The sequence below is a fragment of the Methylobacterium sp. NEAU K genome (genome assembly GCF_030700285.1).
GTDB lineage: Bacteria > Pseudomonadota > Alphaproteobacteria > Rhizobiales > Beijerinckiaceae > Methylobacterium.
In genome coordinates this window covers 22,909-40,454 of the sequence record NZ_JAUYZJ010000031.1, presented here as the reverse complement: position 1 = coordinate 40,454, position 17,546 = coordinate 22,909, and the positions used below count along the sequence as shown (strand labels likewise).

General features: G+C 67.0%; 19 protein-coding genes. 10 read left to right on the top strand and 9 right to left on the bottom strand.

Features of this window, described 5'->3' with window-relative positions:
• Nucleotides 1-183: 183 nt before the first annotated feature.
• Complete coding sequence (locus Q8W67_RS21015; protein ID WP_305549623.1) at nt 184-936, bottom strand: 16S rRNA (uracil(1498)-N(3))-methyltransferase; 753 nt, start codon at nt 934-936, stop codon at nt 184-186.
• 229 nt (nt 937-1,165) lie between these two features.
• On the opposite strand from Q8W67_RS21015, the gene Q8W67_RS21010 reads away from it, so the two are divergent.
• Together Q8W67_RS21010 and ubiA are read left to right on the top strand one after the other, a co-directional pair.
• Nucleotides 1,166-1,636, top strand: a complete 471-nt coding sequence (locus Q8W67_RS21010; protein ID WP_305549621.1) for a hypothetical protein — start codon at nt 1,166-1,168, stop codon at nt 1,634-1,636.
• An 85-nt stretch (nt 1,637-1,721) separates the two neighbouring features.
• Entirely contained in the window at nt 1,722-2,669 is a 948-nt protein-coding gene (ubiA, locus tag Q8W67_RS21005; protein WP_305549619.1) for a 4-hydroxybenzoate octaprenyltransferase, read from the top strand.
• 15 nt (nt 2,670-2,684) lie between these two features.
• On the opposite strand, the gene Q8W67_RS21000 is transcribed toward ubiA, so the two are convergent.
• Nucleotides 2,685-3,140, bottom strand: a complete 456-nt coding sequence (locus Q8W67_RS21000) for a DUF6101 family protein (protein ID WP_305549617.1) — start codon at nt 3,138-3,140, stop codon at nt 2,685-2,687.
• 401 nt (nt 3,141-3,541) lie between these two features.
• On the opposite strand from Q8W67_RS21000, the gene Q8W67_RS20995 reads away from it, so the two are divergent.
• Entirely contained in the window at nt 3,542-4,357 is an 816-nt protein-coding gene (locus Q8W67_RS20995) for a 3'(2'),5'-bisphosphate nucleotidase CysQ (RefSeq protein ID WP_305549615.1), read from the top strand.
• 69 nt (nt 4,358-4,426) lie between these two features.
• Here the strand turns inward: Q8W67_RS20995 and Q8W67_RS20990 are convergent, their stop codons facing one another.
• Both Q8W67_RS20990 and Q8W67_RS20985 read right to left on the bottom strand, forming a co-directional pair.
• On the bottom strand, nt 4,427-4,663 hold the full coding sequence (locus Q8W67_RS20990) for an AsnC family transcriptional regulator (protein WP_305549613.1): 237 nt from the start codon (nt 4,661-4,663) through the stop codon (nt 4,427-4,429).
• Nucleotides 4,664-4,827: 164 nt separating this feature from the next.
• The gene (locus Q8W67_RS20985) at nt 4,828-5,037 is read right to left on the bottom strand and encodes a cold-shock protein (RefSeq protein ID WP_010682786.1); all 210 of its coding nucleotides are present in this window, start codon (nt 5,035-5,037) and stop codon (nt 4,828-4,830) included.
• Nucleotides 5,038-5,351: 314 nt separating this feature from the next.
• Between Q8W67_RS20985 and Q8W67_RS20980 the strand changes: the two genes are divergently transcribed.
• On the top strand, nt 5,352-5,741 hold the full coding sequence (locus tag Q8W67_RS20980) for a hypothetical protein (RefSeq protein WP_305549611.1): 390 nt from the start codon (nt 5,352-5,354) through the stop codon (nt 5,739-5,741).
• A 35-nt stretch (nt 5,742-5,776) separates the two neighbouring features.
• Here Q8W67_RS20980 and Q8W67_RS20975 read toward each other — a convergent pair whose 3' ends face one another.
• Nucleotides 5,777-5,980: a hypothetical protein gene (locus Q8W67_RS20975; protein WP_305549609.1), complete on the bottom strand. Its 204-nt coding sequence runs from the start codon at nt 5,978-5,980 to the stop codon at nt 5,777-5,779.
• Nucleotides 5,981-6,127: 147 nt separating this feature from the next.
• Here Q8W67_RS20975 and Q8W67_RS20970 point away from each other — a divergent pair, with 147 nt between their 5' ends.
• A complete protein-coding gene (locus Q8W67_RS20970) occupies nt 6,128-6,706 on the top strand; it encodes a type 1 glutamine amidotransferase domain-containing protein (RefSeq protein ID WP_305549607.1) in 579 nt (192 codons plus the stop codon).
• 356 nt (nt 6,707-7,062) lie between these two features.
• Nucleotides 7,063-8,097, top strand: coding sequence for a hypothetical protein (locus tag Q8W67_RS20965; RefSeq protein WP_305549605.1), 1,035 nt, complete (start codon nt 7,063-7,065; stop codon nt 8,095-8,097).
• 236 nt (nt 8,098-8,333) lie between these two features.
• Here the strand turns inward: Q8W67_RS20965 and Q8W67_RS20960 are convergent, their stop codons facing one another.
• Both Q8W67_RS20960 and Q8W67_RS20955 read right to left on the bottom strand, forming a co-directional pair.
• Nucleotides 8,334-9,986, bottom strand: a complete 1,653-nt coding sequence (locus Q8W67_RS20960) for a calcineurin-like phosphoesterase family protein (RefSeq protein ID WP_305549603.1) — start codon at nt 9,984-9,986, stop codon at nt 8,334-8,336.
• Between the two features lie 155 nt (nt 9,987-10,141).
• Complete coding sequence (locus tag Q8W67_RS20955) at nt 10,142-11,440, bottom strand: murein L,D-transpeptidase (RefSeq protein ID WP_305549601.1); 1,299 nt, start codon at nt 11,438-11,440, stop codon at nt 10,142-10,144.
• A gap of 229 nt (nt 11,441-11,669) precedes the next feature.
• Between Q8W67_RS20955 and Q8W67_RS20950 the strand changes: the two genes are divergently transcribed.
• The 3 genes from Q8W67_RS20950 to Q8W67_RS20940 all read left to right on the top strand — a co-directional run bounded on the left by Q8W67_RS20950 (nt 11,670) and on the right by Q8W67_RS20940 (nt 13,461).
• Nucleotides 11,670-12,059, top strand: a complete 390-nt coding sequence (locus Q8W67_RS20950) for a hypothetical protein (protein ID WP_305549599.1) — start codon at nt 11,670-11,672, stop codon at nt 12,057-12,059.
• Between the two features lie 41 nt (nt 12,060-12,100).
• Nucleotides 12,101-12,586 carry a copper chaperone PCu(A)C gene (locus Q8W67_RS20945; protein WP_370693922.1) on the top strand — a complete coding sequence of 162 codons (486 nt, stop codon included), beginning with the start codon at nt 12,101-12,103 and terminating at the stop codon, nt 12,584-12,586.
• Between the two features lie 344 nt (nt 12,587-12,930).
• The gene (locus Q8W67_RS20940) at nt 12,931-13,461 is read left to right on the top strand and encodes a DUF1465 family protein (protein ID WP_305549597.1); all 531 of its coding nucleotides are present in this window, start codon (nt 12,931-12,933) and stop codon (nt 13,459-13,461) included.
• 12 nt (nt 13,462-13,473) lie between these two features.
• Here the strand turns inward: Q8W67_RS20940 and Q8W67_RS20935 are convergent, their stop codons facing one another.
• Nucleotides 13,474-14,760 (bottom strand): diguanylate cyclase domain-containing protein, encoded by a 1,287-nt coding sequence (locus Q8W67_RS20935; RefSeq protein WP_305549595.1) that lies wholly within the window; start codon nt 14,758-14,760, stop codon nt 13,474-13,476.
• 389 nt (nt 14,761-15,149) lie between these two features.
• Complete coding sequence (gene rpmE / locus Q8W67_RS20930; RefSeq protein ID WP_010682778.1) at nt 15,150-15,398, bottom strand: 50S ribosomal protein L31; 249 nt, start codon at nt 15,396-15,398, stop codon at nt 15,150-15,152.
• A gap of 242 nt (nt 15,399-15,640) precedes the next feature.
• Between rpmE and Q8W67_RS20925 the strand changes: the two genes are divergently transcribed.
• Entirely contained in the window at nt 15,641-17,485 is a 1,845-nt protein-coding gene (locus tag Q8W67_RS20925; protein WP_305549591.1) for an ABC transporter transmembrane domain-containing protein, read from the top strand.
• Nucleotides 17,486-17,546 lie beyond the last annotated feature (61 nt).

Genomic DNA, 17,546 nt, shown 5'->3' with positions numbered 1-17,546 from the left:
CCCGCCGCGACCTCTATAAGCGCGGAGCGGGTTGCGTCCGCACATGGACATAAGCGAGGCGCCGGGAACCGACAACGCGGCGCCGTCGACCGGGACGCCCCTTCGTCGCCGTTCCGCGGAAACAATCCCGCCGCCCGCCGCCCTCATGTGCGCCGGCACACACGGTTGGGATCGGCCGTGCCGTCAGTGCGCGTCGCCCAGCACCGCCTGGACGAGGGCGAGCACCGCGACAGCGGCGGTATCGGCCCGCAAGATTCGCGGCCCCAGGGAGAGAGCGACGGTGTTCGGCCGCGCGCGGATCAGCCCCCGCTCCTCTTCCGAAAAGCCGCCCTCCGGGCCGACCAAGACGGCGAGCGGCGGCGGCGCCACGGGATCGGCCGCCGCGCGCAGGGCTCGCACCGGATCGCTCAGCGGAGCATCCTCGTCGCAGAACACCAGCAGCCGGTCAGGCTCGAGACCCGCCAAGGCCGTGGGCAGCCGCTCCGGCTCGGGGCAGGCCGGGATCGCCAGGATGCCGCATTGCTCGGCCGCCTCAACGGCGTTGGCGCGGAGCCGATCCATGTTGAGCCGCTCGCCCTGCGTATACCGGGTGATGACGGGCCGGATCGCTCCCGCTCCCATCTCTACGGCCTTCTGGGCGACGTAATCCAGACGCGCACTCTTCAGGGGTGCGAACAGGTAGTGCAGGTCAGCCGGCGACGTCTGCGGACGCGTGCGTTCGACGACGTGAAGGTCGGCCCCCTTCCGCCCGGTCTGCACGAGATGCGCGCGCCACTCGCCGTCGCGGCCGTTGAACACCAGCACGGGATCGTCGGGACCGCGGCGCAGGACATTGAGCAGGTAGTTCGCCTGCGCTCGATCGAGCGGCAGGACGACATTCGCGGCTAGGTCCGATTCGACGTGGAGGCGCGGAGCGGTGAAGTCGTAGGCCGGCATGGCCGCGTGGTCGCGCGGCCCGACGGACCTGTCAACGCGCCGCGCCGGCACCCGCGCCCGAAAGTGTTGCCAGATAGTTACGCGTGACGGTTTTTGGCGCCCTGCACACGAGCGCATGGCGTGGCCGGTTTGCCGCTCGATTGACGCCACATTCCTATGGCGAACCCAGGGTAAGGGAACGGGGCCGGCGTCGCGCGGGCTTCTGCAAGGACCTCGAAGGAGTCGCGGGATGGCACATGGGAGCTTGAGTCTGGGAGCGGTGGCGCTCGTCGGCAGCCTGCTGTTCGGGACGGCGGCTTTCGCGCAGGGCGCGGCGCCGGAATGCGGCACCATCCAGAAGACTCTGGCGGACCGGAAGGCGTTGATCTCCCGCGCGAACGCCGCATCGAACTCCAAGAAGAAGATGACGCCGCAGGAGGCCTGCGCGCTGTTCGGCAAGCTTCAGGCCAACGGCGCCGAGGGGCTGAAGTGGATCGCCGCCAACAAGGAATGGTGCTCGATCCCCGATTCCTTCGCCGAAGGCTTCAAGGCCGACCACCTCAAGGTCAGCGGCATCCGCACCAAGATCTGCAATGTGGCGGTCCAAGCCACCAAGATGGAAGCCCAGGCTCGCGCCCAGGCCCAGAACGGCGCCAGCAGCGGCTTGCTGGGCGGCCCGGGCTTGACCGGCAGCTTCAAGCTGCCGCAGGGCGCATTGTAAGATCGTTTGAGAGGATCACGGATCCGGCGCGGATGCTCCTCTGCTACGGAGCGGGATTGGCGTGGGACGACCGGAGATCCAACCGATGAGCGGCACGGCGCTGCAGGACGGGCGGCCCGCCGACGCGGTCGCCGGACACTGGGTCGAACGCGCGGCCCCGCGGCCCTGGCGCCCCTACCTCCGCTTGGCACGAATCGACCGGCCGGTGGGATGGTGGCTCCTTCTCCTGCCCTGCTGGTGGTCGGCCGCCCTCGCGGCGATCGCGGCGGATCGGACCTTCCCCGACCCCTGGCACTGCCTGCTTTTCCTGATCGGGGCGGTGGCGATGCGCGGGGCAGGCTCGACCTACAACGACATCGCCGACCGCGATCTCGACGCGCAGGTTGAGCGGACGCGCCTGCGCCCCCTCCCCTCCGGGCAGGTCCGCCCGCGCCATGCGGCCGTGTTCCTGGTGGTCCAGGCCCTCATCGGGCTCGCCGTGCTGCTGCAGTTCAACGATCAGGCCGTGGTCGTGGGGCTGTGCTCCCTGGTGCCGGTGGCGATCTACCCGTTCATGAAGCGCGTAATGCCGCTGCCGCAGGCGGTGCTGGGGCTGGCCTTCTCGTGGGGTGCGCTGATGGGTTGGGCGGCGGTGTTCGCCCGCCTCGATCCGCCGGCGCTGCTGCTGTACGCGGGCGCGCTCTGCTGGGTCGTGGGTTACGACACGATCTATGCGGTTCAGGACATCGAGGATGACGAGATCGCGGGGATCCGCAGCTCAGCCCGCCTTTTCGGTCGGCGCCTGCGGCTCGCGGTGGGCCTGTGCTACGCGCTGGCGTCCCTGTTGGTGGCGCTAGCGGCCCGAGGCGCGGGTGCGGGCCTCGTCGGCTATCTCGGGGTCGCGGCGTTCGCCGCCCATCTCGGCTGGCAAGTCCTGTCGCTGCGGGAGCGCGACGGGCGCGGGGCGCTCACCCTGTTTCGCTCGAATCGGGGCGCCGGGCTGATCCTGTTCGCCGGCCTTTCCGCGGACGCGCTGCTGCGGGGCCTGTCCTGACGGTTCGGAGGACGGTCAGCTGCGGGCGATGATCTCGTTCTCGCCGCGGAAGATCTGCGGGCGGGCCGGCAGGCGGCCGGTCTTGCGGCGGGCCAGGAAGCGCGGACGGCGGGCGCCGAGCCCGGCATGCCGCCGGCGGATGCGCACCTGTCCGAGGATCAGCCGACCGATCTGCTGGGAGACCGGCACGAGCACGCCGTCCTCCCGGACGATCATCCGCACAAGCCCGGCCCGGGCGGCGATGTCGCGCCACACGGCGACGACATCGTCCTCGTCGAAGTTGCCGAGGCGGTGAACCTCTGCGCCCTCGGCATCCACCAAGATCAGGCTGAAGCGGTCGGCGCCGCAGATCTCGGCGTCCTCGATGGCATAGGCCAGGGCGATCGCCGTGACAGCCCGGGCGCCAGAGGACCGGCCGATCACCGGGAGCGGCGAGGCGGCAAAACGGGGAGCGGCCTCGGCGGCGTGCATCGGATGTCCTGCGCGGCGTTCGTCCGTGAATGGGGAAGTGTTCATCTGTCCGAGTCCCTGGAGCAAGTGGCGGTCCCAGCGGGGCCGTCCGTTATGCCAAGCAAAATCGCACCCGATCTCCTCCGCGCAGCTTAAGAGCCGTCGTTAAGCGATTCTGGACGGCGCAGTCATTTGCGGAATGCTCAATGCTTCCTTGAATGCTCAACATTTCCTTGCGAAGATCGAGCAGTGTCGATCGATCGACGCAGCCGCCGTTCCGATCCTTGTGGCGGTGCGGGAGGCGCCCTACAACAGGCGGCACCGGGCGGCGGGCGCCCGGCACTCTCGATTTTCAGCCGCGCCGGCTCTCAAGGCCGGGCGGGCGGCCCGTTCCGGGCCTCACGGATTCCCCGCGGAGCGCGATGCCCGAGCCCATCACCGACGAGGCCGTATCCGCCCTGATGCCGGAACTGCGCGCGATCATGCGCGAGGCGGCCGACATCGCACGCCCGTTCTTCAGGCTCGGCGGCCAGACCACGGCCCGGATCTGGTCGAAGGCCGGTGGCTCGCCGGTGACGGAGGCCGACGTGGCGGTCGACGCCTTCCTGAAGGTTCGCCTGAGCGCACTCGTGCCGGGCGCGGCGTGGCTGTCCGAAGAGACCGCGGACGATCCCGTACGCATCGGCCACGATCTCGTCTGGATCGTCGACCCGATCGACGGCACCCGTGCCTTCCTCTCGGGCCATCCCGACTGGTCGATCGCGGTCGCCCTCCTGGCCGAGGGCCAGCCAATGATCGGGTTCGTGCATGCGCCGGCGGGCGCGGCGGATTACGAGGCGGTGCGCGGCCGCGGAGCGACCCGGAACGGCGAGCCGATCCGGGTCCACCCCCGCGAATCGCTGCCGGGCGCGCGCATCACCGGGCCGAAGCCGATGCTCGACCGGCTGGCGCGAGGCGCCGGGCCCGATACGGATTTCGCCCGCATCGACCGCATCCCGTCGCTCGCCTTGCGGCTCGCCCGGGTGGCTGAGGGGACGGTCGATGTCGGTCTGATCTCGGGCAATGCCCGCGATTGGGACATCGCAGCCGCGGACCTCGTCCTGCGCGAGGCGGGGGGCATGGTCTGCGATCTCAGCGGGCAGGCGACGACATATAACCGGGCCGATCCGGTCCACGGCGAACTGCTGGCCGCGCCGGTCGCGTTGCGAGACCCGGTGCTGACTGCCTGGGATCGGTGAATGCGGGCGCCGTGCGCCCGATCTGGGATCGGGCGCGGCCGCTTAGAGTGCTGAAGGCGGCGTCGGCCCTCAGGCCGCCACGGCTTCACGTACGATCACGGAACCGGGCGCGAGCCCGAGCCGCTCGGCGAGATGCCAGTGCAGCTCTCGCGGGGAATGGTAGTTGTAGGACCGGTCGATCAGGTGGCTGAGATCGGCCCCGGTCTCGTTGGCGGTCTTCGCCCGGGCCAGCCGGCCGACCCGAAAGGTCGGCGCATCCGTGACGGGGGAGCGGACGCCGCGACGGCGGGTGAATTCGAACATCATCTGTTTACGTGTCTTTTCTTTTATGAACCGGACGTCTGTGTGCGCCCGGCGTCGTTTCTGGCGATATTGCCTCCGGCGCGACCAGTCCCGGACGGTCTCGCCCTGGGTCGGAAGCGTCGGAAGGGGGAGCCGCATCATGCGGCCGGTTCAAACCCGGATGACGGTCAGGCCGCCTGGAGGTTTCCGGCGGCGTCCTTGCCGCTGCGCTTGTCCGTGAGGATCTCGTAAGTGATCCGCTGGCCCTCGATCAGGTTGCGCATCCCAGCGCGCTCGACAGCCGAGATATGGACGAACACGTCCTTGCCGCCGTCGTCGGGCTGGATGAAGCCGTAACCCTTGGTCTCGTTGAACCACTTCACAGTGCCGGTGTTCACGTAGTCTACCTCATCGTCCATAGGCCATGCGCGCGGCGAGAGGGCCGCGTCATGCACCACGGTCTTGCTGGATTGGCCAGTGCGGCGGGGCGCGAGACGCTGAACCTTGAAGAGCGTCAGTCTCGGTGGGTAAGCCCCCCGAACTCCTATTTAGGCGCTGGCTGCGGCGGCAACAAGGCGGTCGGGCCGCGACTTCTGCGCCGAGGCTTCGCCGCTGCCGCGTCGGCAACGACCGCCCCCCTGTGTTTCCCCGCGTTCACGATGCATATACGGAACGTGGACAGACAGTTAAGGCAAGTGGCTCCGAGCGGTACATGGCAGGCATTTCGGTCTCGCTGGAAGGCGCGAACATCCAGCTCTCCTTCCAGAAGGACGATCAGGCGACGGCCGTGGTGATGGACGCCCGCGCCGCCCGGGCCCTTGTCCGTGCCGTCGGGCAACTGCTCACGGCGATCGACGACACGGACGAGCCTGACATCACCGAAGGCCTGGGCGACGAGGAAGTCGCCATGCTCGACGTGACATCCTCGGCCATCGAGATCGGCACCGATGATGAGGGTCAGGCCGTGGTCGCCTTGCAGGCGGGGGCGCTGCCGCCGTTCCAGCTGCGCCTGACCGACGAGGAGGCCCGCCACGTCGTAACAAGCCTCTCGGAGATCCTTAGTGCGCCGCGCGACGTCCGCACGTCGCACGGAGGGCATTGATCGTCGGCCATCGATCTTCGCCGGGTCGGCGCGTCTCACATCCGCGTGCCGGGATCCGTCGGCGTGCCGGGGAAGATGTCAGGCTCGGAGCCCGGACCGCCCGGCTCGCCGATGCCCGGATCGTTCACGGGATAGGGCGTGCGCGGCCCGGTCGGGCCGATATCGGGCTCTTCGTCCGGCGGGGGCGGCGGAGGTGGCAGATCGCCAGGCGTAGGCTCGGGTAGGCCGGGATTGGCCATGACGCGGCTCCTCATGGTTTTCGGGATGCTGGACCAACGGGCCGCTCACCCAGGGGGTTCCGCAGATCGCGGCCCGAGGTCATGCGACGGGGAACGACGGCACCAGGCCCTCCGTTAGCCGGACAGATCCCCAGTACGGAGGCCCTCATGCCCGATATCCGCCAAGCCAAGATCCTGATCCTCGCCACCGACGGCTTCGAGGAGAGCGAGCTGACGCTGCCGCAATCCAAGCTGGCCCAGGCCGGCGCGACCGTGACCGTGGCAGCCCCGCAATCGCGCGAGAGCAAGGGCACGATCCGCGGCTGGGACAAGACCGATTGGGGTAGGGAAGTCGCGGTCGATATAGACCTCGAGCGGGTCGATCCCGCGGCCTACGATGCCCTGGTCCTGCCGGGCGGGCAGATCAACCCCGACAAATTGCGCCTCGAGCCCAAGGCCCTGGAGGTGATCAAGAGCTTCCTGACCACCGGCAAGGTCGTCGCCGCGATCTGCCACGCGCCCTGGCTACTCATAGAGGCGGGCGCGGCCAAGGGCCGCGACATGACTTCGTTCACGTCGATCCGCACCGACGTGATCAATGCCGGTGGCCGCTGGCACGACAAGGAGGTCGTGACCGATCAGGGCATCGTCACAAGCCGCAATCCAGACGATCTCGACGCCTTTTGCGCCAAGATCGTCGAGGAGATCCAGGAAGGCGGCCACGGCAGCCGCCAGTTGGCAGCCTGAAATCCGCCCTGCCCATCCGGATCGGGGCCACCCGATCCGGATCCAACATGATGTGTGTCTCCCGGCCGGATGCGAGATCGGCCGGGAAGGCATTTTTCCTTGGCGCCCGCGATGTCGGGCGTTGCAGTCGCGCACGGATCCGCTCCTACGATCTGAGATCGTTCCACGTCTGGCCGTCGAGGGAACATGCCTCGCACAAGGGGATCTGAGGCCGAATTTCCGATCCACCAAATATTTTTCGAATGCCTCAGACGAGATTGAATAAATAGTTCACGTAATATTTACGGATCTGAGTTTATTTTAAAATCGCGACCGTATTTATGGTCACGGTCCAATACATTGGCTGAGGCCCCATCTTGCCTGACAAGAGTGAGCGCCTCAGCAGGCGTGTCGATCTTGATCTATTCAAGACGTTTCTCGTCGTCGGGATGGTTCTCGCTCATACTATTCAGCTCCTTCAGGAGCCAATCGATATATTTGCGAAATGCATATCGAACTATGTAAATCTTGTAAGCTTCTCAGGATTTTTATTCGCTTTCGGTTGGGGCACAACACTTTCTTTCGGCACCAATAAAGTCAGAACCGCCTGGGATCGGCTCAGAGGGCCAGCGAAAATTCTGCTCGCGTTCTACCTGACTGCAATTGCCCATCTCGTCTTGATTGACGGTGCCGGATGGTCGGCCACGCGCATCCTTGACGTGGCTACACTGATGTACCTACCGGGACACGGCGAATTTCTCGCTTCGCTTTTTGCTATGAGCATCGTGATGATTTGGCTCGGCAAAGAACTGAGTCTTGTCAGCGGAAATCCGACCTGTCTAATTATGGTCTCCGGAATTTCAGTCTTATGTGGATGCTTTCATATTGAGTCGGAAGATCTGCCTTGGGTACCAATCCTCATCGGCACGAAAAACGCTGTATCTTTCCCGCTCGCACCGTATGCAATATGGGTTTTTTTGGGATCCTACTATGCGCCGAGGAAGGGTCCACCCAGCCACCTCGAATTTTTTTTGGCCGCCCTGGCGACTTATACATTTGTCGCTGTTGCGATGACAGACGATCATCTCGCCTCTCGTTTTCCGCCGTCAACATTGTGGGTAGCGGGGCCGGCCCTGTTCCTCTTGCTTTATCGTGCGGTGAGCATGGAAATCGTCAAACGCATCAAGCTCTCTCCGATTATAACGCTTCCCGGGCATCACATTCTGGTTTTCTTGGTCGCATCGAATTTTATTTTATTCGCATTACACAACATATTTGGACGCTTTGTTCAAAACATAATCGAATCTGCAGCATTGACGGCCATTATTATCGCAATAATATCGAAATTGATTGAATTATTTTACGGATCGATAAATTCTTCACGCGATGCCGCTCCAATCTCGTCGGTATAGATGATTTTTATAGATCGTATCATCCGGAAAAAGCTCAGACATACGACGGATCCCAACCGAGAACTTGGATTTTCATAGGGCGATAAGCATTTCAGCGGCGCTGAAGCAGACAGCCGCAGCTCGCCGGCCTCCGTCCTGCATTGGCAATAGAGCGCAGACCTTTATCGCCCATGATTTCTTCAAAACACGAACGGAATTCGCACGATATTCTGCCAGTTATTGATTCGTCGCCCGCTCTAAATCCGCTCGCCGATGATCTCGATCGCCGCGAAAGCGCGGATCGGGCGCCCGTACTCGTCCGTTCCCTCGACCGTAAGCCGGTGGGCGCCGGGCGCGAGGTCCTCGGGTAGGCGCGCGGTCCAGATATGGGTTGAGGCCGTCGCCTGCACCCAGCTCTTCTTCGTCTCCGGGTAGCGCGCGTACAGTTCGGTGACGAACGGATCGAGCCGGCGGGTGCGCGCCATCGCCTCCGGCACCCGGTCGCCGATCCGGTAGGTCAGGCTCGTGCGTGGGCCTCCGTCGAAGACATTGACCACCAACTTGGTGTCCCCCAGCGCGTCCTGCGGGATCGGCGGCCGCAACGCCTGGATCGGCCTGGTCGACCGGAAGACCTCCGGGGCGGCAGGCCGCAGCTCACTCTCGAACGCGATCCGCATCGTCTCGTCCGGCTCGCCCTGCGCGGTGACGTAGCGCGTCGTGTAATCGGTGCCGCGGACCGAGAGAACGTGGAAGCCGTTGGGCGTGCCGTCGCGGCTATCGGCCGACGGAATTCCGGTGCGGGTATCCGGACCGCTCCACCACGAGCCCGATACCGCTGTGAGAACGTGATGGTGGTGCCCATCTGCCAGATAGTGGTGCTCGGTGGTGTGAGTGTGTCCGGCAAGGCTCAGCACCTTGCGGTCCGCCAGGACTTCGAGGAGGGCGACCCGGTCGATCGTCGCACTCCGCGGATCGTCGCCGGTATCGGTCTGCAGCGGGATGTGGGTGGCCAGGACGATCAGGTCGTCCCGGGGGACCTCGGCCAGGAGATTGCGCAGGAAGGCGAGGGTCCGCTCGCCGATATGGCCCCGGTAGGTATTTGCCCCGACCGGGACCGGCGGCCCGAGCCACTCGACGTTGTCGAGCATCACGAACAGCACCCGTCCGTGCCGGAAGGCATAGCTCGGGGCGCCGAACACACGCTTCCAGGTCTCGCGGCTGTAACGGGCGTCCGGGGCCTGCATGTTGAGGTCGTGGTTGCCCGGCAGGCTGTACCAGGGCAGGCCGATCCGGCCGACGATGCGGTTGGAGCGGCCGTAGAGCGAGAGATCGTCGAACATCACGTCGCCCAGCGTGAGGCCGAAGGCCGCCGGGATCGCCATGGCCCGGGCGACAGCGGTGTCGCGCACGTGGTCGAGCTCGAACCGGCTCTCAGGCTGCGGATCGGTGAACAGGATGACGTCGAAATCCGCGGGCTCGTCCACGCGGGTCAGGGTGAAGTCGATCGAGGCAGGCAGCGGGCCGGTGGGCGTCAGACCCGCGTAGCGCAGGCCGAGGCCGGCGGGGGTGCCGCCCGGCTGGTGGATGTAGGAGCGGCGGGGCACGTTGTCGGCGTCGCACGGCAGGGCGTAACCCGGCGGCTTGATCACGAAGACCGCGCCGTCCCCAGGCATCGGCAGGCGGTAGCGGCCCTGGCCATCCGTGCGCACGACCTCGCGCCCGTTAGAGACCAGCACGTCGGGCAGCGGGACCCGGCCGGCTCCGGCCGAACCGGCCGCGTAGACGATCCCCATGGCCTCGACGGCCTCCTGGGCTCCGGCCCGGCCCGCGACCAGCCCGAGAGCCGCGGCGCCGGCCACGGCCTCCCGTCGGGTGAGGTATCCGTTTGGGGAGGTTGACTCGCGCGCCATGGGGGCCTCCTACCGGGCTCTCCCACGGCCAAGCAGACTCGTTTGACCGCCCGATGACACCGCGGCCCGGAACGCACGAGGCCCGCACCCCGGGCAGGGGGCGGGCCTCGTAGAATCCACGCCGGACCGAAGGCTCCGACGCACGGTGAGACGGCTTATTCCTCGTCGCCGGGCTCGAAGGTCTGGGGCAGCGGCTCGGCGCTGGCGACCGGGGTCGGCGCCCCGATGGTCGAGGGCACGTTCACGCCGTCGCGCTTGTAGATGTCGTCTCGGAACTGCACGAGGCCGTCCGGGGTCGACCATGCGGTGATGTAGGTCCAGTAAACCGGCACCGGCTGGGCGATGTTGGCGTCGATGCGCTTGCCGCTCTCGATCGCCTGCTCGACCTGCTCGCGGCCCCAGCCGGGCGTGTCCTTCAGGAGCCACGTGATGTACTCGCGCACGTTCTGCACGCGGACGCAGCCGGAAGAGATGAAGCGGAAGTCGTCGCCGAACACGCCCTTGGTGTTCGTGTCGTGCATGAACACGCCGTAGGGGTTCGGGATGTTGATGCGCACGATCCCCATCGAATTGAAGTCGGCGCCGGATTCCTGGCGGTAGGTGTAGCGCGTACCCTCGTCCGAGAACCAGTTCACAGCCTTGGGCGAAATCTCGCCGCTGCCCGACAGGATGTGGATCTTGTTGTCGGTGAGGTAGTTCGGATCCTTCTGCATCTTCGGGATCAGGTCCTTCTTCACGATGGAAGCCGGGACCGTCCAGGTCGGGTTGAAATTGATCTGCGTCGCCTTGGTGTTCATGATCGGCGACTGGCGGTCGATCTTACCCACGCCGGCGGCGTGGAGCGTCACGACCTGCCCGTTCTCCACGGTCTCAACCAGCGCGGCCGGGATATTGGTGATCACGAAGCGCCGCCCCAGGTCGCCCGAATAGGAGCGCAGGCGCACGACGTTGATCTCGAGCTGGTGGAGCCGCACCTCGGCGGGCACGTTCATGGCCTGCTGGGTGGCGAGGCTCATCGCGCCGGTCTGACTGAGGCCGTGGCGGGCCTGGAACCGCTTCACGCCGGCCGCGACGTAGGAATCGTACACGCCTGAACCGCCGGCGGCCGGATCGAGGTCGCCGGTGACGATCAGGCGCTGGCGCACGGCGGCCACGGCCGGCCCCTTCGCGCCGACGCGCAAGCGCTCGGCACCGGAGACGGGGCGCCAGCCGCCGCGGGCGACGATGTCCTTGTAGCGCTCGACCATCTGTTCGGTCGCCGCCACGGTCTGGGGCGAGAGGATCGGCACGGTCTCGCGCTGCACCTGCATGCCCGCGGGGGAGGCGTAATCCTGCGCCCACTCGGCCTGGGCGTAGTTGCCCTGGTCGCGGGCGGCGGCGGCGCCGATGCCGAGCGTGCCGATGGCGGCGACGCCCAGGACCGCGGTGAACCGGTTTGTTGCCTTGATGCGCATCAGTCGCTGGCTCTTGTCCGGAGTTCGTCAAATCGTGGCGAGAGCGGGTTTTCTCGGCCGCCACGGTGTCGGGATGCCGTTAAGACTCCCTATCGAAGGGGCCGGATTGTGGCGTCGCCGTGCGCCAGCGCACGCCGCGTTCGGATGCGGCACGGTGGCAACAGCCACGAACGGCCCGGTGTGGCAGTCACGTCACCACCGTCCGATCCGGATGGCCAGCAGGAGCAGCATGGTGTCCGGCCCGGCCACCCCGAACCAGACCGACCTCCGCTCCAGGGCAAGCACCCTTCGGGCAGCCGTGGCGGTGCTCGCGCTCTACGCGTTCCTGCTCGTCTTTTTCCTGGGCGGCCTGACGCCGATGGCCGCCGCCGTGGACGGGCTCTGCACCGGGCATGCGCAGGCCGACGAAGGTCCCGGCAAGGCGATCCCGCATGATTACGCGGATTGCTGCACGGCAGCCCAGGCCGCCGGTGCCGCGCTTCCGGCCCGGACCGCTCCCGAGCCGGTGGCTTGGCCGTTGGTCGGGGGTATACGCACGGTCGGGAGCGCGGCAGAAACACCGCGCGCCCGCGCCCCGCCCGGGCGTATCGCGCCGCCGCGGGGGCCACCGGCGGCCTGAGCGATCTTCTCAATCGGATCCCTCAGGACGGAAGCATTCCCATGAAGATTCTCTACTCGATAACCCTCGCCCTCGGCCTGCTCACGACCGCAGCGCAGGCCGAGCCCGTCAAGGCCGGCGACCTCACGATCGACACGCCGTGGCTGCGCGCCACGCCGAACGGCGCCAAGGTCGCGGGCGGCTACGTGCGGATCACCAACACCGGCACGGCGCCGGATACGCTCACGGGCGCTGCAGTGCCTTTCGCCAAGTCAAGCGACATCCACTCCATGTCGATGGAGGGCGGCGTCATGAAGATGGCCCCGGTCTCGGACGGCCTGACGATCAAGCCCGGCGAGACCGTCGAGCTGAAGCCGGGTGGCTACCACCTGATGTTCGAGGGTCTCACCGGCTCACCGAAAGCCGGCGAGACGGTGTCCGGGACGCTGAGCTTCCGGCGTGCCGGCGCCGTGCCGGTCACGTTCTCGGTGGCGCCGATCGGCGCGAGCGCGCCCGGCGGCCCGCACCAGCATCAGCATCAGCACTGACGTCTCTCGCGAAGCGCGACCCGGAGCGGCCAACCGAGAGGACCGGGCCGCCCCGGGTCGCAGCGCTTGGCCTTCGTAGAGCGAGGGCGCGCGGATCGGCTGCCACCGGTTCGATGCCGGACGAAGGTACGGAGTATTCGGCGTCGGGCGGATCTCATCCAGAATGCTTGCCCGCCTCGTCATAGGCCATATTTTAACCATCGGCCGGCACATTAAGGTTAAAAAAGATCTAACCCTGATGCTGCCGCGGTTCGGCGCTAGGATTGCTGCGTCGTCGGAGAGCCACGGCCGGGGTGTCCCGGTCCGGGACGGTCAGGGCCGTCGGGCGGCACAGGAGAGGCAGCATGAACGGCTTCGATGTCACGTTCCGGGACGATCGGGACTGGGTCGACTTCGGCAAGACCTACGTCAATTCCGAAGCGTTCAAGGCGCTGTTCCGTGACGGCATGATGCTCGTGGAGGAGACGGCGGCCTATCTCGACGGCGAGGGCCGCGACGAGTCGCGCCTCGTCTCCCGCGACGCTACGCTGAGCTACGCCGCCGAGAGCATGCGCCTCACAACGCTACTGATGCAGGTCGCATCCTGGCTGCTGGTGCAGCGGGCGGTCGCCGAGGGCGAGATGACCCCGGCCGAGGCCCTCCTGGAGAAGCACCGGGTCAAGCTCGGTGCCGCCGAGCCGCCGAAGCCCGAAGATTTCACCCTGCTGCCGATGCGCCTGCAGCAACTGATCCTGCGGGCGCGCCGCCTGCACGCCCGCATTCTCCATCTGGATTCGCTGATCGCGGAAGACCGGCCGACGCCCGTGCCGGTGGAGAGCCCGGTGGCCGCGCAGCAGGGCCTGTTGCGCATGGCGTTCCGGCTCGGCGACGCCTGAGCATCCGAGCGATCAGCCGGCGAACCGGAATGTACTCCGGCCCTCGGCCTTCGCCCGGTAAAGGGCTCGATCTGCGCGCCTGTAGATCGCCAGGGAATCGTCGTCGCCGGCATGCACCATGGCGATCCCGATGCTGAGTCCCACCGACAGGCTGTGACCTTCGATCTCGATCGGCTCCCGCACGGCGCCGATCAGGCGCTCCGCCAGGACGGTCGCGCAGGCCGTCCGATCGGCCCCGGTCTGGATAATCACGAACTCGTCTCCGCCGAATCGGGCGACCGTATCCTCCTGCCGGACCGCCCCGAGAATACGCGCGGCCACGACCTGAAGCAGTGCGTCGCCGACGAGATGACCATGGGTATCGTTCACGGCCTTGAACCGGTCGAGGTCGAGACAGAACAGCGCGAACGACGCTTGGCGGCGGACGGCCCGGGCGATCTCCTCGCCGAGGCGCGCGTGAAACAGGGTCCGGTTCGCGAGCCCGGTCAGCGGGTCGTGGCAGGCGAGGTGCGCGATCTTGGATTCGGCCTCTTTGCGGGCGGTGATGTCCAGGCTGAGGCCCACGACCTCCGAGGGCGTTCCAGCCTCGTCGACCTCCACCTGCCCCAGGCCAGCGATCCAGCGCACCCTGCCATCCGGCAGGATCACGCGGTAATCGGCGACGAACCTTCCGCGGCTGGCGATGGCCGCCTGGAGATCGCCCAGCGTCCGCTCGGCGTCCTCGGGATGGACGCGCGTCCGCCAGTCCCGCTCGATATCGATCTCGATCGCCTCATCCCCGAAGCCGTTGTGCCGTGCCATGCGCTCGGAGAGCTGGGCGCGACCCGTGGCCACGCAGTAGCGCCAAGTCCCGGCATCGGCGGCCTGAAGCGCGAGATCCAGCAGTAGGGTCTTCTCGGCGAGCCTCTGGTTGGCCACGCGCAGCTCGGTTTCGCGTTGAAGCTGAAGCGTGAGTATCCGCTGGGATTCCGACAATCTGGCATTTTTCGCCTGGGAGCGTTGCATCCCGCCGATCCCGATCAGGTTGACGCTCACTACGAGGGCATACAGGCCCAGGATCGCCGCGACCGATGAGGCGCCCGTGGCCGGGGCACTCGTCGGCAACACCAGGAGCCACACCGTGAGGCCTGACAGAACCGCGCACAGGATGGCCGGCTTGGGGCCGCAGAAATAGGCGGTCAGGATCACCGCCGGATAGAACGTTAGGAAAGGGAATCCGCCAGGGAGAAGCGCGCGCAGCGCAAGGGCCAGTAGGACCGCGCCGATCGCCACCGCGTAACCGTGCGAGCCGCTCCTCAAGTTGAGGCCTCCGAGCGGGATGCGACGTCCGGCTCCGGCGCGCTCGGCACAGCTGGACGACGCAGGCGCAGGCGTCGGCGCAACATCGTCCATAGGTCCCTCGATTTGCCCGCGGAAACTGCCTCAGATAGATCCGAGACGGCCAACTCGTTGGATTCTTTTATATTTGTCGTATTCAACAATCATTAATTCTAAAGTCCAACGCGAAATTTCTAAATCCCAACGATGCAATTGATCAGATTCAAAACTCTTCCGGGAAACACCCGAGTCCTGCCCCCTCATCCCGGTGACAGACTTGAACGGCTGGCAAGGCGATCCGCGAAAGAAAACGGGCGGTCCCGCAAGGAAACCGCCCGTCCTGAACGCGCCACGCCTGCTCCGCGAAGGGTTCAGCGCTTGCCGAGATTACCGAACCGGGAGTTGAACCGCGAGACGCGGCCACCGCGGTCGAGCATCTTCTGCTCGCCACCGGTCCAGGCCGGGTGGGTGAGCGGGTCGATGTCGAGGTTGAGGGTATCGCCCTCCTTGCCGTAGGTCGAACGGGTCCGGTACTCGGTGCCGTCCGTCATAACGACCTTGATGAAATGGTAATCGGGGTGCTCGGTCCCCTTGGCCTTCGCGGCCGCGTCCTTCGCCATGACCTGTCGTCCCTGCTCTGGCACGCCGGCGGGAAGCGCAAGAGGCGCCGCCCGGCCCGGAATGCGGAAGATGTCACCGGTTGCGCCGAACCGTAGGTTCGTGCAACGGCACGTCGAAGCCGACCGTGGTGGCGGCCCGCGGCCATTGAACACGCGCAATCGGATGAGGGGCGGCGTATACCGCAGGCTTTCTCCGGTAACAAGCGCCGGTGGATAGGGAGGGATGAGACGCATGAGGCGTGATGGCCCGTAAGAAGAAAGCCGCCGCGGAAAGCCGGCCGAAAGCCCCGCTGAGCGCGCTGCGGCCTCTGCTTCCTTTCGCCCTGCGCTATCGCGGGCGGATCATCGCTGGGCTCCTCGCCCTCGTCTGCGCCTCGGCCTCGACGCTGGTGGTCCCGATCGCCATGCGCCGGGTGATCGACCACGGCTTCACGGCCGACGGATCGGAGGTGATCGACGCCTACTTCCTGGCCCTGCTGGGCGTTGTCGCGGCCTTCGCCCTGTCGAGTGCGGCGCGGGTCTACACGGTGGTGACACTGGGCGAGCGCGTGGTGGCGGATCTGCGTAGCGCCGTCTTCGCCCGGCTGACGATCCTCGATCCCGCCTTCTTCGACCGTGCGCAATCCGGTGAAATCGTCTCCCGGCTCACCGCGGACGCGACGCAAATCAAGTCGGCCTTCGGCGTCTCGGTGTCGATCCTGCTGCGCAACCTGTTCCTGTTCGTGGGCGCGACCGCCATGATGGTGATCACGAGTCCCCGCCTCTCGGTGATGGTGCTCGCGGCCATCCCGGTCATCGTCTTCCCGCTCATCGTCTCCGGCCGCGGCGTGCGCCGCCGCTCCCGGGCCGCGCAGGACCGGCTGGCCGACGCTTCCGCGTATGCCGCCGAAGCGGTCGGGGCGGTGCGGACCATGCAGGCCTTCGGACGTTCGGGCACCACGGCGGCCCGTTTTGCCGCCGCTTCCGAGGAGGCCTATGCCGCCGCCCGGGACTCGATCCGAGCGCGGGCGCTGCTCACGGGCGTTGCGATCTTCCTGATCTCGGCCTCGGTCGTCGGAGTGATGTGGTACGGCGCCCAAGGGGTTCTCAACCACACGATGACCGGCGGCGAACTCTCGCAATTCGTGCTCTACGCGGTGTTCGGCGCCGGCGCGCTCGGCCAGCTCTCCGAGGTCTACGGCGACCTCGCCATGTCGGCTGGCGCAGCCGAACGGCTGACCGAGATCCTCTCCACCGAGCCCGCGATCCGCGCGCCCGCCCCAGCGCTGCCCCTGCCCGAGCCGGCGCAGGGCGCGGTGACCTTCGAAGCCGTGCGCTTCGCGTATCCGACCCGCCCCGGACATGCCGCCCTCGACGGGCTGAGCTTCGCGGCCGCCCCCGGCGAGCGCATCGCCATCGTAGGTCCATCCGGGGCCGGCAAGTCGACGGTGCTCCAGCTCCTCCTGCGCTTCTACGACCCGCAGGGCGGCCGCGTGCTGGTCGACGGCACCGACATCGCGCAGGTCGATCCCGAGCACCTGCGCGCCCGCATCGCCCTGGTCCCACAGGACCCGGTGGTGTTTTCCGGCAGCGTCTCCGAGAACATCCGCTACGGGCGCCCCGAGGCGGCCGAGGCGGAGATCCGGCGCGCGGCCGAACTCGCCAACGCGCACGGCTTCATCATGGCGCTGCCGCAGGGCTACGGGACACAGGTCGGCGAGCGCGGCGTGACGCTCTCCGGCGGACAGCGGCAGCGTATCGCCATCGCCCGGGCGATCCTCAAGGATGCGCCTGTCCTGCTCCTCGATGAGGCGACCTCGGCGCTGGACGCGGAATCCGAGCGTGCGGTCCAGGCCGCCCTCGATACGCTGATGCGCGGGCGCACCACACTGGTGATCGCCCACCGGCTTGCAACCATCCGCGCCGCGGACCGCATCCTGGTCCTCGACGACGGCCGCATCGTCGAGACCGGGACCCACGAGAGCCTGCTCGCCCAGGGTGCGCTCTACGCGCAGCTGGCGAGCCTGCAATTCACCGACGCTCTGGATGAGACCGCCCGCGGCAAGGGTTTGCGCGCCCGAGGCGAGCGGATCCCTGCGGCCGAGTGATTCTTCCGTGGCCGGGGCCCGCATCCCTCAGCGACGGAAGCGGGCCTTCCATCGCGCGAGC

What these genes read in the sequence shown, in the direction of transcription:
- Q8W67_RS20950 (WP_305549599.1), top strand. Translation starts at nt 11,670, where the DNA reads ATGGTGTCCGGCCCGGCCACCCCGAACCAGACCGACCTCCGCTCCAGG.
- ubiA (WP_305549619.1), top strand. Translation starts at nt 1,722, where the DNA reads ATGAGCGGCACGGCGCTGCAGGACGGGCGGCCCGCCGACGCGGTCGCC.
- Q8W67_RS20975 (WP_305549609.1), bottom strand. Translation starts at nt 5,980, where the DNA reads ATGGCCAATCCCGGCCTACCCGAGCCTACGCCTGGCGATCTGCCACCT.
- Q8W67_RS21000 (WP_305549617.1), bottom strand. Translation starts at nt 3,140, where the DNA reads ATGCACGCCGCCGAGGCCGCTCCCCGTTTTGCCGCCTCGCCGCTCCCG.
- Q8W67_RS20980 (WP_305549611.1), top strand. Translation starts at nt 5,352, where the DNA reads ATGGCAGGCATTTCGGTCTCGCTGGAAGGCGCGAACATCCAGCTCTCC.
- Q8W67_RS21010 (WP_305549621.1), top strand. Translation starts at nt 1,166, where the DNA reads ATGGCACATGGGAGCTTGAGTCTGGGAGCGGTGGCGCTCGTCGGCAGC.
- rpmE (WP_010682778.1), bottom strand. Translation starts at nt 15,398, where the DNA reads ATGGCGAAGGACGCGGCCGCGAAGGCCAAGGGGACCGAGCACCCCGAT.
- Q8W67_RS20940 (WP_305549597.1), top strand. Translation starts at nt 12,931, where the DNA reads ATGAACGGCTTCGATGTCACGTTCCGGGACGATCGGGACTGGGTCGAC.
- Q8W67_RS20925 (WP_305549591.1), top strand. Translation starts at nt 15,641, where the DNA reads ATGGCCCGTAAGAAGAAAGCCGCCGCGGAAAGCCGGCCGAAAGCCCCG.
- Q8W67_RS20970 (WP_305549607.1), top strand. Translation starts at nt 6,128, where the DNA reads ATGCCCGATATCCGCCAAGCCAAGATCCTGATCCTCGCCACCGACGGC.
- Q8W67_RS20945 (WP_370693922.1), top strand. Translation starts at nt 12,101, where the DNA reads ATGAAGATTCTCTACTCGATAACCCTCGCCCTCGGCCTGCTCACGACC.
- Q8W67_RS20955 (WP_305549601.1), bottom strand. Translation starts at nt 11,440, where the DNA reads ATGCGCATCAAGGCAACAAACCGGTTCACCGCGGTCCTGGGCGTCGCC.
- Q8W67_RS20960 (WP_305549603.1), bottom strand. Translation starts at nt 9,986, where the DNA reads ATGGCGCGCGAGTCAACCTCCCCAAACGGATACCTCACCCGACGGGAG.
- Q8W67_RS21015 (WP_305549623.1), bottom strand. Translation starts at nt 936, where the DNA reads ATGCCGGCCTACGACTTCACCGCTCCGCGCCTCCACGTCGAATCGGAC.
- Q8W67_RS20990 (WP_305549613.1), bottom strand. Translation starts at nt 4,663, where the DNA reads ATGATGTTCGAATTCACCCGCCGTCGCGGCGTCCGCTCCCCCGTCACG.
- Q8W67_RS20995 (WP_305549615.1), top strand. Translation starts at nt 3,542, where the DNA reads ATGCCCGAGCCCATCACCGACGAGGCCGTATCCGCCCTGATGCCGGAA.